Below are 15,918 nucleotides of genomic sequence, written 5' to 3'. Positions count from 1 at the left end.
GCGCGCCCGATGCAAGCCGACGACCGCCTCGCCGCGATCCACAGCCGGATCGCGCATGCCGCCAAGCTCGCCCGCCGCGACGCTACCGACATCACCTTGATCGCGGTATCGAAGACGCACCCGGCCGATGCCATCGAACCGCTGCTCGCCGCCGGCCACCGCGATTTCGGCGAGAACCGGGTTCAGGAGGCGGGCGAGAAATGGCCGGCCTTGCGCGAACGCTATCCGGACGCACGGCTGCACCTGATCGGCCAGCTGCAATCCAACAAGGCCAACGAAGCCGTCGCCATGGCCGATGCGATCCACGCCGTCGATCGCCCATCGCTGATCGCCGCCTTGGCCAAGGCGATGGACGCGCAAGGCCGCCGCCCCGCCTGCTTCATCCAGGTCAACATCGGCGAGGAGCCGCAAAAAGGCGGCTGCGCCATCATCGATCTGCCGCCGCTGCTTGCAGCGGCGCGAACCGCAGACCTGCCGGTCACCGGATTGATGTGCCTACCCCCTAACGGCGTCGATGCTGCCCCCTATTTCGCGCTGCTCGCCAAGATCGCGCGAGAGGAAGGGGTGGCTGGGCTCAGCATGGGCATGTCGGACGATTTCGAAACCGCGGTGATGATTGGTGCCACACACGTGCGCATCGGCTCCGCGCTGTTCGGTGAACGCGCGTCCAAGGGAGCAAGCGCATGAAGTTCGATGCATTGCTCTTCGACTTCGATGGCGTGCTGATCGAGAGCGAATATCTCGGCAACCAGCATATTGCCGATTTCCTGACCGCCGCCGGCCATCCGATCACCCCGGAGGAATCGATGGCGCGCTTCATGGGCCATGCCGGGCGTGACTTCATCGATCGGGTCGAGGCATTCATCGGCGGGCCGCTGCCGGCCGATTGGCAGGAGCACCGCATGGCGGAGAACGAACGCGTCCTCGCCGAAGGGGTGGAGGAAGTCGCCGGCGCAGTCGCCTTTGTCCGCTCGCTCCCCGCTGATTTGCCCAAGGCGGTGGTGTCATCGAGCTCGACCCGCTGGATCAGCACCCACCTGCGCCACCTCGGGCTGCAAGGAGTATTCGGCGATCACCTTTATTCGGGCGCCGAACACGTCACCCGCGGCAAGCCTGCGCCTGACCTGTACCTCTACGGCGCCAGACAGCTCGGCATTCCCATCGAACGCTGCGCGATCCTCGAAGATTCTCCAGTCGGCGCCACTGGCGCGGTCGCGAGCGGCGGCCATGTCATTGGCCTGTGCGCCGGCCGCCACTGCGCCATCGGTCACGACGCCCGCCTGCGCGAGATCGGCGTTCAGGCCGTCGCCCGCGATTTCGAGGATGTGCGTCGCGAGCTGGGGCTTTAGGTTCAAGCGAAGGCGCGAAGATTATGTTTTCACAGAGAGCGCAGAGATTACAGAGATGATGCGCCGGAGGTAATGTTCCGAGCCGCGTCCGGCGGCTCGATAATGAAGGTCTCGCTGTCGCGAGACGAGAGTCACGAAGGGTTTCGGCTTCGTGTCCTCTGCGCTCCCTGTGAGAACAACCTCTTCTTCGCGCCTTCACCTTCGCGTGAACAAACTTTCTCCAAGCCCCCTGGCCGACGAACCTAAAGTTGGTGCCCGGTACGATCCCGCTTGGTCGCCAGATATTGTTCATTATGCTTATTCGTCGGCAGGAAATGCGGCACGCGCTCCGCGACGCGGATGCCATGCGCCTCCAGCCCCTGTACCTTGCCGGGATTGTTGGTCAGCAGCCGCACCTCGCGCTGCCCCAACAGATCGAGCATCCGTGCCGCCACCCCGAAATCGCGCGCGTCAATCGCGAAGCCCAGTCGCGTGTTCGCGTCCACCGTATCGAAGCCTTGATCCTGCAAGGCATACGCCCGCAGCTTGTTAACCAGCCCGATCCCTCGCCCTTCCTGCCGCAGGTACAGCAGGATGCCCCAGTCAGACGCCGCGATCGCCTTCAGCGCCGCGTCCAGCTGCGGCCCGCAATCGCACTTCAGGCTGCCGAGCGCGTCCCCGGTCAGGCATTCGCTGTGCAGCCGCACCAGCGGCGGCGCGCCATTGGGTGATCCGATCAACAGCGCGACATGCTCGCCCGGTCCCTCCGGCGTGCGGAAGGCGACGATTTCCGCATCCTCGGCATGGGCGACGGGCAGCCTGGCCCGTGCCGCGATCGACAGCCGGATTGCATCCTCATGCGCGTCGATATCGCTGGGCGAAAGCGTCACCTCACCCTGCCCGCCTGAGCGCACAAAGAACGCCGGCAGCATCCCCGCCACCCGCGCCAGCCGCAACGCGGCACCCGCATCCGCCGGCGCGATCACCGTGATCGCGCGGAATGGTCCTTTCAGCGGCGTCGCCAAGTCCAGCTGCGGATCGGCTAACGCGGTCGCTGTGGCGAAGTCGATCCACGGTGCGCGATCGACCAGTACCGGCGCATCGGGCACCGCAGCTTCCAGCTGATTGGCGAGCTTCAGCGTTTCCGCGCGCCCCGCGGAAAGCAGCACGGGCGCCTCCTCCTCCGGATCGAACGCCGCCAGCCGCACTGGATCGGCCGTCTCGATCGGCAGCAGCCCCAGCGTCCCGATGCGGATCGGCCAGCCGCGCCGAAGCGCATCGATCGCCCGCGCAGCCAGCCGAGGGTTGGTCAAAAGGCGAACTCCGTCATGATCGGCACATGGTCTGAAGGCTTGATCCAGCTGCGGCAGTCCTCGAAGACATGATGGCGCGTCGCGGATTTCGCCACGTCGCCCGTCGCCCACATGTGATCCAGCCGCCGCCCGCGATCGTTCTTGGTCCAGTCAGGCGAGCGATAGCTCCACCAGGTGTGCAGCCGCGCCGGGGCCGGATGGAAATGACGCCCCAGATCGATCCAGTCGTTCGACGCTTGCAGCCGGTCGAGCGCTTCCACCTCGACCGGGGTATGGCTCACCACCTTGAGCAATGCCTTGTGGCTCCACACGTCGCTGGGCAGCGGCGCGATGTTGAAGTCGCCGGTCAGGATCGTCGGGCAGTCCAGCGCGGCCGACCAATCGGTCATCCGCTGCACGAAATCGAGCTTCTGCCCGAACTTCGCGTTCACCTCGCGATCAGGCACGTCGCCGCCTGCCGGAACATAGACGTTCTCGATACGCACGCCGTTCGCCAGCCGCACGCCGATATGCCGCGCCTCGCGATTGGCTTGCCAGTCGAACCGGTCATCCTCGCTCACCGGCACCCGGCTGACGATCGCCACGCCGTGGTGCATCCGCTGGCCGTGAATCAGGATATGCTCGTAGCCGAGCGCGCGAAACGTCTCGAACGGAAAGTCCGCGTCGATCACCTTGGTTTCCTGCAGGCACAGCACGTCCGGCTGCACCTCGCGCAGGAACCGCTCGACGATGTCGATGCGAAAACGGACCGAATTGATGTTCCAGCTGACGATCTTCACGTGGGCGACTTAGCGAGCGTAGCGAAGGGCGACAACTGTGCCCCAACGGTCGTCGTCACTCCGGACCTGATCCGGGATCCAGCCCTCCGCCCCAGCTGCTGCTAGCGCCAGAGCGCTAGCCCAGCCCACCGTCATGCCGGCCTCGTGCCGGCATCCACCGTGCCGCACATCAAACGCAGGCTGCTGACCCCCCACAGCCGCCGCGGCAAAGCCGCGTCGTCGGACGGCACCTGCGGGCCGCCGGCCGTGCTTGAGCGTCTTGCCGACTTGGTCGGCATGCGCCCTACGCAGAAAGGCCCCCGCTCCGGGGGCATGGAGCGAGGGCCAACCTGGCGTTCGTCACGCAGGGGGTTGTGGGGCAATCAGTCCGGGCAACAGGGGGAAAATCCCGAACCGCCCCACATCCGCAACGATCGTTTTAAGCGCAGCTTCCTGTCCCGCGCATGAACAGGAAGGTCGGTTTCGGTTCAGCTTCGGCGGGCCGATTTCCGTGGATCGTTCCAGCGGAACGTTCCGTCGCTTACCGGCGCGTTGAAGCGCTGGTTTGCGAGACGGATGGTGGTGCGGTTGCCCTGACTGTCCAGCGTCACCCAGCCCTGAAGCATCAACCCGCCCGGCGCTCCACCGTCCCGCGCGAACACCATGGTGATGCGACCATATTCAGGGTGCTTGGGATCATATCCCTCCACCGACAACACGCGCTGGTCACCGCTCGGCACCACCTTGGCATAGCGGGAGATGTCACGATCGGGATTGATCAGCACGCCCAAGGGCGAATTGCTGATCGGCCAGCGCTGCACCTGCTTCACCGAATAATCGATGAATGTCAGTGCCTTGCCATCACCCACCACAAGGATCGGTACGCCCTTTTCATATTGGAAGCGGATCTTGCCCGGCTTCTTCAGCGACAAGGTGCCGGTCAGCGTCTTGCCGGCGCGATCGGTCTGCGTGAAATCCGCCGTCATCGTGTTGACGGCGCGCAGATGGTTCTGGACGGCGGCAAGGTCGCTCGATTGCGCGACTGCCGGGGCGGCAACCATCGCCACGGCGGCGACGGGAAACAGGATCTTCAACACGGCTCTCCCGAGTGGTTGTCACGGCTATCGTGAGCAAGCGTTGAACGCGCGGTGAACCCCGGGGTTCGCCTGCTTCCCGTCACCCCAGGTCAAGCCCCGGGGTGACGAGGCTGGCGTCAGAACAGCGTGCTGAGCCCCACCGTCTCGCCCGTGCCGATCCACCCTTCGTAGATCATCTTGAACGCCACAAAGACGATCACCGCCAGGCCGAGATAGGCGATCCAGCGATAACGCTCGATGATCCGCGCGATCAGGTTCGCCGCCAAGCCCATCAGCGCGACTGACAGGATCAGGCCAACGACCAGGATGCCCGGATGCTCGCGCGCCGCGCCGGCGACCGCCAGGACGTTGTCGAGGCTCATCGACACGTCCGCGACGGCGACTGCCCAGGCCGCGGCGGCGAAGCTGCGCGCCGGTGCCAGGCCGGAATGTTCGTCACCTGCGACTTCCGCCGATCCGCTATTGGCATGGCTGTCGGCGCGCAGCTCGCGCCAGAATTTCCAGCTGACCCACAGCAGCAGCAGCCCGCCGGCAAAGATCAGCCCCACGATCCCCATCAGCCAGCTGACCACCAGCGCAAAGGCGATGCGCAGCACCAGCGCAGCGACAATGCCGATCATGATGACCTTCTTGCGCTGATCCGCCGGCAGGCCCGCCGCCAGCGCGCCAACCACGATCGCATTGTCGCCGGCCAGCACCAGATCGATCATCAGCACCTGGCCGAAAGCGGCCAGCGCCGCCGGATCGGACAAGTTGGAGAAATCCGCAACGATGTGCTGCCAGATGTCGCCGAGCGACCCCGCGCTCTGGAGAAACATGGTGAGGATCAACGGCGGCGCTCCTGCGAGGGTGTTGCTGTCCGAACGGTTGCGAGCCGTTCGGGTTTCCGCACGTTCGATACCGTAGGGGAACAAGCGCGGCTAGGGACAAGTCTTCCTCTTCCTGCTGGCGGGGAGAGGGCTGGCGAGAGGGCTGGGGGAGAGGGGTAGTCAAAGGCGGTATAAATTTCGGCCCAACACAAAACGGCGCGGCAAAGCCGCGCCGTCGACCGGGTTGCTTGCGCACCCGTCGGCCGAGCCGGTCTGAGTCCGGCGCCACCCTGGCGCCGGACTCAGACCGGCTATTGATTCATGCTCGCGAAGAAATCCTCGTTGGTCTTGGAATCCTTCATCTTGCCCAGCAGGAACTCCATCGCATCGACAGTGCCCATCTGCATCAGGATGCGGCGCAGGACCCACATCTTCGACAGCTTGTCCTTCTCGACCAGCAGCTCTTCCTTGCGCGTGCCGCTCTTCGACACGTCGATCGCCGGGAAGATGCGCTTGTCCGAAACCTTGCGGTCAAGCACGATTTCCGCGTTGCCGGTGCCCTTGAACTCCTCGAAGATCACTTCGTCCATGCGGCTGCCGGTATCGATCAGCGAGGTCGAGATGATCGTCAGCGATCCGCCTTCCTCGATATTGCGCGCCGCACCGAAGAAGCGCTTCGGCCGCTGCAGCGCATTGGCGTCGACACCGCCGGTCAGCACCTTGCCCGACGACGGCACCACCGTGTTGTAGGCGCGGCCCAGGCGGGTGATGTTGTCGAGCAGGATCACCACGTCCTTCTTGTGCTCGACCAGCCGCTTGGCTTTCTCGATCACCATCTCGGCCACCGCCACGTGGCGCGTGGCCGGCTCGTCGAACGTCGAGGAGACGACCTCGCCGTTCACCGTGCGCTGCATGTCGGTGACTTCCTCGGGCCGCTCGTCGATCAGCAGCACGATCAGGAACACCTCGGGGTGGTTGAGCGAAATCGCGCGCGCGATGTTCTGCATCATGATCGTCTTGCCAACGCGCGGCGGCGCCACGATCAGACAGCGCTGGCCCTTGCCGATCGGCGAGACGAGGTCGAGCACACGGCCCGACTTGTCCTTGATGGTGGGATCCTCGATTTCCATCTTCAGCCGCTCTTCGGGATAGAGCGGGGTGAGGTTGTCGAAATTGACGCGGTGGCGCACCGCATCGGGATCGTCGAAATTGACGCTGATCAGCTTGGTCAGCGCGAAATAGCGTTCGCCGTCCTTGGGACCGCGGATCTCGCCCTCGACCGTGTCGCCAGTGCGCAGGCCGTGCTTACGGACCTGGTTGGGCGACACATAGATGTCGTCCGGCCCGGCGAGATAATTGGCCTGGGGGCTGCGCAGGAAGCCGAAGCCATCGGGCAGCACCTCAATGGTGCCTTCGCCCATGATCTGCTCGCCTTCCTCGGCCTGGACCTTGAGGATCGCGAACATGAGGTCCTGCTTGCGCAGCGTGGAGGCGCCCTCGACGCCCAGCTCCTCGGCAAGCTGGACCAACTCGGCCGGGGCTTTCTTCTTGAGGTCTTTGAGATGCATGTCGTGTGTCCGATTGAAATCGGTTGGGGGAGAAAGCCCGGTCGGCGGAAAGGTCGCGCGGCAACGAGGCAAGAGGAGGCAGCGGGCCGGAAAGGCCACACCGAGGGTGGGACGTAGGGGGGGCTCAGGGGTTAGTCAAGCGGATGCAACCCCTGACCCCTCGTCACCCTGGGCTTGACCCGGGGTCCCGCTGCCTTCGCTGCCCTCAGAAGAAAAAGCGGGATCCCGGATCATATTCGGGATGACGCGGCACTCAGAACGGCTTCACCACCGCGAGGATCACGATGATCGTTACCGCCAGCGCCGGCACTTCGTTCATCATCCTGAGCCGTCGGTTGCTCAGTCCAGCAACACCCTTGGCCAGCCGCTTCGAATAGCCGATCGCCCACCCGTGATAGCCCGAGAGCAGGAACACCACGAACAGCTTGGCATGCAGCCACGCCAGCCCCTGGATCCCCGCCAGCAGCCCCGCATTTACCGCCAGCACCAGCCCGATCACCCACACCGCGATCATCGCGGGCGTCAGAATGATATGCCGCAGCTTCTTCTCTCGCAGGGTCCAGCGCGCCTCCTCGCCCGGATCGCCCAGCCCCTCCTGATGATGCACGAGATAGCGCGGGAAGATGAACATCCCCGCCATCCAGAAGATCACGAAGATGATATGCGCAGCCTTTACCCAGAGGTAAGCCGCGCCGAGGAAACCGATACCCATCAGCCTCTTACCTTTTCGATCACCCGCTCGACATGCGCGATCGGCGTATGCTGGTCGATCCCATGGCCCAGGTTGAAGACATGCGGCCGCTCCGGAAACGCGCGGAGGATCCGGTCGATCGCCGCGTCCAGCGCGTCGCCGCCAGCGATCAGCGCCAGCGGATCGAGATTACCCTGCACCGGCAACCCCTCCGGCAGCATCGCGTCGGCCCACACCGGATCGACCGTCTCGTCCAGCCCGACCGCATCGACCCCCGTTTCGCGCGCATAGGCCGGCAGCTTGCCGCCGGCGCCCTTGGGGAAGCCAATCACCGGCACATCCGGATGCCGCGCCTTGAGCCCTGAAACGATCGCCGCATTGGGCGCGATCACCCATCGCTCGAACTGCGCCGGTGACAAGGTGCCCGCCCAACTGTCGAACAATTGCACCGCCTCGACACCGGCCTCGATCTGCCCCGAAAGGTAATCGATCGTCAGCGCCACGATCGCCTCGATGATCGCGCCGAATGCCGCCGGGGCACGGTAGGCCATCCCGCGCGTTTCAGCCTGATCCTTCGATCCCTGCCCGGCGACCATGTAGGTCGCCACCGTCCACGGCGATCCGGCGAACCCAAGGAACGTCGTCTCCGCCGGCAGCGCCGCCGCGACCCGCCGCACCGTCTCGTACACCGGATCGAGCCGCCCCGGCACCGCCGCGAGCGAGTCCAGCGCGCTGTCCACCAGTCGCGGAGTCAACCGCGGCCCCTCGCCCGGCCCGAAGGTCAGGTCCTGCCCCATCGCCCAGGGCACCATGAGGATGTCGGAGAACAGGATCGCGCCATCGAAGCCGAAGCGGCGGATCGGCTGCAGCGTCACTTCGCACGCCGCCTCCGGATCGGTGGCGAGCGCCAGGAAGCCGCCCTTCTCGGCCCGCAGTGCACGATATTCGGGAAGATAGCGGCCGGCCTGGCGCATGAGCCACATCGGCGGCCGCGCGCGGCGCTGGCCGTTCAGCACGCTCAGCAGCGGTTTGGAATCAGGTTGGGCGTGCATCCATCTACTCAAATAGAAGATTCAAAGGATTGCTGATGAAGTAGGCGCGTTGGTCGCGGGGCTTATGCGTTCATCCCCGGATTGCCAACAGCTTGACCCCCGGCGCGCCGCGGACTCCCTGGGATTCGATTCAACCGCTCCCGTTTTTCACAGCCTGTGGATGAAACTGTTCGGCGTGGATGGGATTGTGGACAAGTGACTCGTTTTCCACGGTCGTCCGATCCGCTTGGCCGCCCGCCTAGGTTAGGCTAGCGCTCGTCCTCATGTTATCCACAGGTTCATGCCGGTGACGGTCAAACTGCACCTCCACCTCCTGTCGGACTCGACGGGCGAGACGCTGGAGAACATCGCCAAGGCCGCGCTGTCGCAATATGACGATGTCGAAACCGTGCGCCATTTCTGGCCGATGGTTCGCACGGAGGCGCATCTCGACCGCATTCTGCAAGAGATCGCTCAGAACCCCGGCCTGGTCATCTACACGCTGGTGAACCCCGCCACGCGCAAGGCGCTGGAGCAGCGCTGCCAGACGCTCGGCCTGCCCACCGTCGCCCCGCTCGATCCGGTCAACGACGCGCTCTCGGCGATGCTCGGCCAGCAGGCCAAGAACAAGCCGGGGCGCCAGCACGTGCTCGACGCCGCTTATTTCGCGCGCGTCGACGCGATCCAATTCACCATCGCGCATGACGATGGCGTGTTGTGGGAGGAATGGGAGGAGGCAGACATTGTCCTTGCCGGCGTCTCGCGATCGTCCAAGACGCCGACCTCCATCTATCTCGCCAATCGTGGGTTCAAGGTCGCCAACATCCCGATCGTGATCGAAAGCCCGCCGCCGGTGTCGCTCTATTCGCTCCAGAACCCGCTTGTCGTCGGGCTCACCACCAGCCCCGATCGGTTGATCCAGATCCGCCGCAACCGGCTGCTGTCGCTCAACCAGGCGCCCGAGACGGCGTACGTTGATCAGGAAGCGGTGACGCGTGAGCTGCAATATGCCCGGCGCATGTTCGCCGATAATGGCTGGCCGGTGATCGACGTCACCCGCCGCTCGATCGAGGAAACCGCCGCCGCGGTGATTTCGATCGTCAACGAACGCAGCGGCAATCCCGCGCTGGTGATCGACGAATGACCACGACCGGGTTGAAACTGATCCTCGCGTCGCAATCCGCCTCGCGCCGCGCGATGCTGGTCGCCGCGGGCGTGCCCTTCACCGCGCAGCCGGCAATGGTGGACGAGGATGCGGCCAAGGCCGCGCTCGGCGACGTGGCGCCGCGCGATCTCGCCGATGCACTCGCCGAATTGAAGGCGCTCAAGGTGTCCAGCCGTGAGCCGCAGGCTTTGGTGCTCGGCTCCGACAGCCTCGCCGTGCTTGAGGATGGCACGATCCTGTCCAAGCCACGCGACCGCGCCGAGGCTGCCGAGCATCTGTCGATGATGTCGGGCAAGCGCCACGATCTGGTCAGCGCGGCGGTGATCGCGGAGGGTGGCCGCCCGGTCTGGCGCCATGTCGACAAGGCCCGGATGTTCGTCCGCCCGCTGTCCTACGGCTTCATCGAGGCGTATCTTGATGCCGAATGGCCGGCGATCGCGGGATGCGTCGGCTGTTACCGCATGGAGGGGCCGGGGGTGCAATTGTTCAGCCGCGTCGAAGGGAGCCATTTCACCGTGCTCGGCATGCCGCTGATGCCGCTGCTCGCCTATTTGCGCGAACGCCAGGTGCTAGGCGCGTGATGGAGAAAGAAGCGCCAGTGTCTCAACTTCCTCAACATTCGATTGCAGATGATGCAACCGTCCGGCCCTATGCGGAGGTGATCGGCGACCCGATAAGTCACTCTAAGTCTCCGTTAATTCACGGTTTCTGGCTGAAGAAGCTCGGCATCGACGCTGATTACCGCGCCACGCATGTCACACCCGACGATCTGCCCGTCTTCATCGAGAAGCGCCGCGCCGATCCGAACTGGCGCGGCTGCAACGTCACCATTCCGCACAAGGTCGCGATGCTTGATCTCGTGTCAGATCCCGGCAGCGTGCGCGACTCGATCGGCGCGATGAACACCGTCGTCCGCAACGAGGGCGGCGATCTGTTCGGCACCAACACCGACGCCGCCGGCTTCTACGCGCCGATCGCCGATCTCGACCTCGACGGTGCGCCGGTCGCGATTGTCGGTGCCGGCGGCGCGGCGCGTGCGGTGCTGTTCGCTTTGTCGCGCATGAACGTCGGCCCCGTGACCATCCTGAACCGCTCGCCATTGAAGGCCGCCGCGCTGCTGAGCCGCTTCGGTCTGAAGGGCGAGGTGCTGCCCCTCACCGGCCGCCTTCCCGCGGCCAAGTTGCTGGTCAACACCAGCGCGCTCGGCATGGAGGGTCAGCCGCCGCTCGACCTCGACCTCCTGCCCCTGGCGCTCGACGCTGTGGTGTACGACATCGTCTATGCCCCGCTCCAAACCGCGCTGCTCGACGCAGCGGAGGCGCGCGGGCTGGAAACGATCGACGGCCTCGAAATGCTGGTTGGCCAGGCGGCAGCGGCGTTCGAGCTGTTCTTCGGCCAGCCCGCGCCGCGCGAGCATGACGGTGAGCTGCGCGAACTGCTTATCCAATGACCTTGTACCCCGGCGAAGGCCGGGGCCCAGCATCGGGCCGGTCGTAACTGGGCCCCGGCCTTCGCCGGGGTACAAAAGAGGGGAGAAAAGAATGATCAAACTCGGCCTCACCGGCTCGATCGGCATGGGCAAGTCCACCGTCGCCAAGATGTTCGCCGACGAAGGCGTGCCCGTCTTCGACGCCGATGCCGAGGTCCACAAGCTGCAAGGCCCTGCCGGCCGAGTCGTCACCGCGATTGAAGCCCGCTTCCCCGGCACCACTGGCGAGAATGGCGTCAACCGCACCGCGCTCGCCGAGGCCGTGCTCGGTGACGACGTGGCGATGAAGGCGTTGGAAGCGATCGTTCACCCGGCCGTGGGCGAGGAACGCGCCGCCTTCCTCACGGAACATGCCGCCGCCCCGCTCGTCGTCTTCGATGTGCCCTTGTTGTTCGAAACCGGTGGTCAGCGCGCGATGGACAAGGTCGCGGTGGTCTCCGCCGCCGTTGAGGTCCAGCGCGCCCGCACCCTCCAGCGCCCCGGCATGAGCAAGGGCAAGTTCGACGCGATCATCGCCCGCCAAGTGCCCGATGCCGACAAGCGCGCCCGGGCCGATTTCGTCATCCCCACCGACGTGTCGCTGGAGGAGACCCGCACCCATGTCCGCCGGGTGATCGCTTGCCTCAAGGAAGCGGAAGGCCGATAAACTCACCAATGCGCGAGATCGTCTTCGACACCGAAACCACCGGCTTCACCTTTGGCGACGATCGCATGGTCGAGATCGGCTGCGTCGAGCTGGTCAACCGGGTCGAAACGGGGCGCACCTTTCACGCTTATTTCCACCCGGAGCGGACGATGCCGCCGGGCGCGCAGGCGATCCACGGTCTGTCCGACGCGTTCCTCTCCGACAAGCCGCTGTTCCACGCCGTCGCCGAGGAACTGGTCGCCTTCATCGGTGACGCGCCGCTGATCGCGCATAACGCCTCGTTCGACTTCAGCTTCCTCAACGGCGAGCTAGGTCGCTGCGGCCGCGACGTGATCTGCATGACGCGCATGATCGACACGCTGGCGATCGCCAAGCAGCGACATCCCGGCGCCAAGCTGACGCTAGATGCCTTGTGCTCGCGCTACGGCATCGACCGCTCGCACCGCGTGCTGCACGGCGCGTTGCTCGACGCGCAGCTGCTGGCGCAGGTCTATGTCGAGCTGATGGGCGGGCGGCAGATCGGCCTGTCGCTGGTCAGCGATCTGGTGGCCGAGGAGGTGGTGGTCGTGGAGGCCGCACCGCGCGTTGCGCGGCCGGCACGGCATTTCGCGCCAAGCGAGGGAGAACTTGCCGCGCATGCCGCGTTCATGACGCGGGTGAAGAATCCGATCTGGGGGGCCGCGGCGTCCGGTTGACGCCCAACGCCCCGGCGAGACCACGCCGGGCCAGCCAATGGAGAATGAGTCGATGGATATCCGGATCTCTGGTCACCAGGTTGAAACGGGCGACGCGCTGAAGGATCACGTCGACAATCGATTGCAGGGCATCGCCGACAAATATTTCAGTCGCGCGATTTCGGCCCAGGTTACCTTCGGCAAGGGGCCGCACGATGCCGGCTTTGGCTGCGACATCGTCGTCCATGTGATGCAGGGATTGGTGCTCAAGGGAAAGCACGACGCGCATGACGCGCATCTCGCCTTCGACGGGGCGGCCGAGAAGATCGAAAAGCAGCTGCGCCGCTACATGCGCCGGCTCAAGGATCGCAACGCCGGTGACGTCGCCGCGCTCGCCGAAAGCGTTGCCTACGACAATTTCGACAATGCGGGCTATACGTTGTTCGCCGAGCGGGTCGGAGACGAGGAAGAAGCGGACGCGCCGCTGATCGTGGCCGAAACACGCGTTGATATCCCCGATGCCACCGTGTCCGACGCGGTGATGATGCTCGATTTGCGCAACACCTCTGCGTTGTTATTCAAGAACAGCGGGACGGGCGCATACAACATGGTCTATCGGCGCGGCGACGGGACGATCGGCTGGGTCGAACCGCAGCGCGCGGGGTGAATGCCGGACCATCATGCCAAATGATTTGAGTGATCTGCTCCACCCCGATCTGATTGCAGTCGGGGTGGCGGCAAGCAGCAAAAAGGGCTTGTTTCAGCAACTGGGCGCGTTCACCGCGCCGGTGCTGGAGCTCGACGCCAACGCGGTCACTACCGCACTCGCCGATCGCGAGAAGCTGGGGTCCACCGGCTTCGGCAGTGGCGTCGCGATCCCGCATGCCCGAGTCAATGGCTTGTCGCGGATCGTCGTGGTCGTCGTTCGGCTCGCCCAGGCAATCGAGTTTCAGGCGATCGACGACATGCCGGTCGACATGGTGGTGGCAATGCTCTCGCCACCAGATGCCGGTGCGGATCACCTCAAGGCGTTGGCGCGCGTGTCGAGCCGCTTCCGCGATCGATCCTTTGTCGCAAAGCTGCGCGGTGCCGGTTCGCGGGACGCCATCTATGCCTTGTTGACCGCCGACGATCCGGAGGGTGCGCTTGACGCGGCCTGAAGGCGCTGACGCGCATCACCGTGCGCTGGAGTCCTTATATGCGGCAGCGCCGATCAACCGCCTGTTCGCCTCCTCGCTCGCGATCCCCGAGCCTGGCGTGGCGCGGATCAGCTTCGAGATCGCACCCGATCATTTCCATGCCGCCGGCGCAGCGCATGGCACCGCCTATTTCAAGATGCTGGACGATGCGGCTTTCTATGCCTGCAACAGCCTCATCACCGATCGATTCCTGCTGACCACCCAGTTCAACCTCTTGCTGACGCGCCCGCTTTCCGCCGGCCCAGTGGTGGCCGAGGGACGGTGGGTTAGTGGCCAGCGTCGCGTCTTCGTCGGTGACGCCCGCCTCATCGCCAGCGATGGGGAGGAGGTGGCACGCGGCACCGGCACCTTCATGCGCAGCCGCATCGCCCTGGCTGGCCTGCCGGGGTACCGGGCCGCGTGACCGGCCGGCTGCCGACGCATCTCACCGTGGCGGCACTGCTCCAGCGCGTGAACAATGCTGGCGGAATCGCCGTGGTTCGCGCGCGCGGCGATGCGGATGCCGGCGCAATCCTGGTTCTGCTTGAACGCGAGGAGCATTGCCTCGAGCGCGGATTTGGGCCTGACGGCGGCGAGTCGCTGATCCCGGGCGGGCCCAAGCCTGGCAGCGGCGAGTCCCTCGACGATTACTGGCGCCGCCGCCGTCAGCGTGACCCGGATCTATGGGTAGTTGCTCTGGACGTCGCAGAGGCCCAACGGTTCGCCGCTGAAACGATCCTGTCTTAATTGACTCAAATGCTGGGGTATGGCGAACGCGGTTCAACGTTTTTCGCGTTGTGCCGCGGTGGGTGCGATCCACATCGGTGACGCAGTCGGGGGGGATCCCGGCCGATCGTATGTTCTGATGAACGTCGGATCGTGTCCGCGTAGCCACCGCAATTGATTGTTGAAGATGGCTTTCTTCTCACGGGCCGCTGTTGCTGTGGCCATGACGATTTCTTTCTTCGGCCTGAGTGCGCAGAGCACCGCCGGATTGGCTGCCGAGGTCGAGCACACGCTCCCGCAGCCCAATGCCACAACCCTGGCGACCCTTTCCGAACCGGCCGACCTTGCCACTGATGAACTCGCGGCGGGCGCTACGGTTGCATATCCTACCCTGGCGGCGGCTGTTGCCGCCCAGTCCACCCACGACGGCGACGATGCCGCGATCCAGTGCCTGGCCGGCGCGATCTACTTTGAATCGAAGGGCGAGCCGCTGTCGGGCCAACTCGCGGTCGCCGACGTGATCATCAACCGCAGCAAGTCGGGCCGCTTCCCGGAGGACATCTGCGAGGTCGTCACCCAGCGCGGGCAGTTCGGCTTCGTTCGCGGCGGTCGCATCCCCGATATCAACGAGGACAGCCGCTACTATCGCACGGCTGTGGCGGTCGCGAAGGTCGCGCTTGCCGAGGCATGGGAAGGCGAAGCCGAGCGCGCGCTTTACTTCAACCGTGGTCGTGCGCCGGCGGCGGGGCTGCGCAAGGTCGCCTCGATCGGCAACCACATCTTCTGGCGCTGAGCCTTTTCAACGTTCCTGAAACGTTCTAGGAAGCGGGCGTGCTGACCACGCCCGCTTCTTGCGTTGATGATCCTGAATCGTCGCTGTGCGCCGCCGATGTCGCGCGCGGCGTCACCCGGCTGCTGCTGCGCCACGAACTGGTCGCCATGGCGGAAGTACCGCTCGATGGAGGGCGCCGGGTCGACCTGATGGCGCTCGACGCACGCGGCCAGATCACCATTATCGAGATCAAGGTGTCGCGTGCGGATCTGCTCGGCGACAACAAGTGGCAGGATTATCTGCCGCATTGCGATCGCTTCTTCTGGGCAGTGCCCGCCGGCTTCGATCATTCGCCGATCGCCGGCGAAGCGTTCCTGCCCGAGCGTACCGGGCTGATCGTCGCCGATCGCTATGATGCCGCCGTGCTCCGCGAGGCGCGAACCGAGCCGATGAACACTCACGCCCGCAAGAAGTGCACCCTGGCATTTGCCCGCCGCGCCGCGCGGCGGCTGGTGGCGCTGTCCGATCCGGAGGCGGTGCAGGGCTGGTAGGAGGATCGGGCTTTCCGGTGTGAGAAGCGGAACATTGTCCCCTTCGACCCGTCATCCCGGACTTGTTCCGGGATCCATGGTGCCGCATGCGCTTAGGCTTGAGGCGCAGGCGACAGCTCCTG

Annotated in this window: 20 protein-coding genes; 13 read left to right on the top strand and 7 right to left on the bottom strand. The window is 65.2% G+C overall.

Annotation, left to right across the window (positions count from 1 at the left end; all coding sequences use genetic code 11):
• The first annotated feature begins 9 nt into the window (after positions 1 to 9).
• Entirely contained in the window at positions 10 to 687 is a 678-nt protein-coding gene (locus tag SPHI_RS06300) for a YggS family pyridoxal phosphate-dependent enzyme (protein ID WP_096348733.1), read from the top strand.
• The gene (locus tag SPHI_RS06295) at positions 684 to 1,349 is read left to right on the top strand and encodes an HAD family hydrolase (RefSeq protein WP_076744050.1); all 666 of its coding nucleotides are present in this window, start codon (positions 684 to 686) and stop codon (positions 1,347 to 1,349) included. The genes SPHI_RS06300 and SPHI_RS06295 overlap by 4 nt, the downstream gene beginning before the upstream one ends.
• 242 nt (positions 1,350 to 1,591) lie before the next feature.
• On the opposite strand, the gene ribA is transcribed toward SPHI_RS06295, so the two are convergent.
• The 7 genes from ribA to hemE all read right to left on the bottom strand — a co-directional run bounded on the left by ribA (position 1,592) and on the right by hemE (position 8,616).
• On the bottom strand, positions 1,592 to 2,641 hold the full coding sequence (gene ribA / locus SPHI_RS06290; protein ID WP_076744049.1) for a GTP cyclohydrolase II: 1,050 nt from the start codon (positions 2,639 to 2,641) through the stop codon (positions 1,592 to 1,594).
• Positions 2,638 to 3,420: an exodeoxyribonuclease III gene (locus SPHI_RS06285; RefSeq protein ID WP_076744048.1), complete on the bottom strand. Its 783-nt coding sequence runs from the start codon at positions 3,418 to 3,420 to the stop codon at positions 2,638 to 2,640. Before SPHI_RS06285 ends, ribA begins: the two co-directional genes overlap by 4 nt.
• A gap of 467 nt (positions 3,421 to 3,887) precedes the next feature.
• Positions 3,888 to 4,460, bottom strand: a complete 573-nt coding sequence (locus SPHI_RS06280) for a LolA family protein (protein ID WP_076744166.1) — start codon at positions 4,458 to 4,460, stop codon at positions 3,888 to 3,890.
• A gap of 152 nt (positions 4,461 to 4,612) precedes the next feature.
• Positions 4,613 to 5,314 (bottom strand): YjbE family putative metal transport protein, encoded by a 702-nt coding sequence (locus SPHI_RS06275; protein WP_076744165.1) that lies wholly within the window; start codon positions 5,312 to 5,314, stop codon positions 4,613 to 4,615.
• Positions 5,315 to 5,616: 302 nt separating this feature from the next.
• Positions 5,617 to 6,873, bottom strand: a complete 1,257-nt coding sequence (gene rho, locus SPHI_RS06270; RefSeq protein WP_076744047.1) for a transcription termination factor Rho — start codon at positions 6,871 to 6,873, stop codon at positions 5,617 to 5,619.
• Between the two features lie 253 nt (positions 6,874 to 7,126).
• A complete protein-coding gene (locus tag SPHI_RS06265) occupies positions 7,127 to 7,585 on the bottom strand; it encodes a CopD family protein (RefSeq protein WP_076744046.1) in 459 nt (152 codons plus the stop codon).
• Entirely contained in the window at positions 7,585 to 8,616 is a 1,032-nt protein-coding gene (gene hemE, locus SPHI_RS06260; RefSeq protein ID WP_076744045.1) for a uroporphyrinogen decarboxylase, read from the bottom strand. The genes SPHI_RS06265 and hemE overlap by 1 nt, the downstream gene beginning before the upstream one ends.
• A 280-nt stretch (positions 8,617 to 8,896) precedes the next feature.
• On the opposite strand from hemE, the gene SPHI_RS06255 reads away from it, so the two are divergent.
• The 11 genes from SPHI_RS06255 to SPHI_RS06205 all read left to right on the top strand — a co-directional run bounded on the left by SPHI_RS06255 (position 8,897) and on the right by SPHI_RS06205 (position 15,796).
• On the top strand, positions 8,897 to 9,739 hold the full coding sequence (locus tag SPHI_RS06255; protein WP_076744044.1) for a pyruvate, water dikinase regulatory protein: 843 nt from the start codon (positions 8,897 to 8,899) through the stop codon (positions 9,737 to 9,739).
• On the top strand, positions 9,736 to 10,341 hold the full coding sequence (locus tag SPHI_RS06250; protein WP_076744043.1) for a Maf family protein: 606 nt from the start codon (positions 9,736 to 9,738) through the stop codon (positions 10,339 to 10,341). The genes SPHI_RS06255 and SPHI_RS06250 overlap by 4 nt, the downstream gene beginning before the upstream one ends.
• Positions 10,342 to 10,358: 17 nt before the next feature.
• Positions 10,359 to 11,210 carry a shikimate dehydrogenase family protein gene (locus SPHI_RS06245; RefSeq protein ID WP_233130740.1) on the top strand — a complete coding sequence of 284 codons (852 nt, stop codon included), beginning with the start codon at positions 10,359 to 10,361 and terminating at the stop codon, positions 11,208 to 11,210.
• A 91-nt stretch (positions 11,211 to 11,301) separates the two neighbouring features.
• Positions 11,302 to 11,895: a dephospho-CoA kinase gene (coaE, locus tag SPHI_RS06240; RefSeq protein ID WP_076744042.1), complete on the top strand. Its 594-nt coding sequence runs from the start codon at positions 11,302 to 11,304 to the stop codon at positions 11,893 to 11,895.
• A gap of 8 nt (positions 11,896 to 11,903) precedes the next feature.
• Positions 11,904 to 12,590: a DNA polymerase III subunit epsilon gene (dnaQ, locus tag SPHI_RS06235; protein WP_076744041.1), complete on the top strand. Its 687-nt coding sequence runs from the start codon at positions 11,904 to 11,906 to the stop codon at positions 12,588 to 12,590.
• Between the two features lie 52 nt (positions 12,591 to 12,642).
• Positions 12,643 to 13,236 (top strand): ribosome hibernation-promoting factor, HPF/YfiA family, encoded by a 594-nt coding sequence (hpf, locus tag SPHI_RS06230; protein WP_076744163.1) that lies wholly within the window; start codon positions 12,643 to 12,645, stop codon positions 13,234 to 13,236.
• Between the two features lie 13 nt (positions 13,237 to 13,249).
• On the top strand, positions 13,250 to 13,729 hold the full coding sequence (locus SPHI_RS06225) for a PTS sugar transporter subunit IIA (RefSeq protein WP_076744040.1): 480 nt from the start codon (positions 13,250 to 13,252) through the stop codon (positions 13,727 to 13,729).
• Positions 13,716 to 14,171, top strand: a complete 456-nt coding sequence (locus SPHI_RS06220; protein ID WP_076744039.1) for a PaaI family thioesterase — start codon at positions 13,716 to 13,718, stop codon at positions 14,169 to 14,171. The genes SPHI_RS06225 and SPHI_RS06220 overlap by 14 nt, the downstream gene beginning before the upstream one ends.
• A complete protein-coding gene (locus SPHI_RS06215) occupies positions 14,168 to 14,494 on the top strand; it encodes a DUF1491 family protein (protein ID WP_076744038.1) in 327 nt (108 codons plus the stop codon). The genes SPHI_RS06220 and SPHI_RS06215 overlap by 4 nt, the downstream gene beginning before the upstream one ends.
• 202 nt (positions 14,495 to 14,696) lie before the next feature.
• Positions 14,697 to 15,266 carry a cell wall hydrolase gene (locus tag SPHI_RS06210; protein ID WP_233130738.1) on the top strand — a complete coding sequence of 190 codons (570 nt, stop codon included), beginning with the start codon at positions 14,697 to 14,699 and terminating at the stop codon, positions 15,264 to 15,266.
• A gap of 38 nt (positions 15,267 to 15,304) precedes the next feature.
• Complete coding sequence (locus SPHI_RS06205; RefSeq protein ID WP_076744036.1) at positions 15,305 to 15,796, top strand: MmcB family DNA repair protein; 492 nt, start codon at positions 15,305 to 15,307, stop codon at positions 15,794 to 15,796.
• Positions 15,797 to 15,918: the final 122 nt, after the last annotated feature.

This window comes from Sphingomonas jeddahensis (genome assembly GCF_001981525.1).
Classification (GTDB): domain Bacteria; phylum Pseudomonadota; class Alphaproteobacteria; order Sphingomonadales; family Sphingomonadaceae; genus Sphingomonas; species Sphingomonas jeddahensis.
The sequence above is the reverse complement of the archived record's forward strand: the minus strand, read 5'-3'. Positions and strand labels throughout refer to the sequence as shown.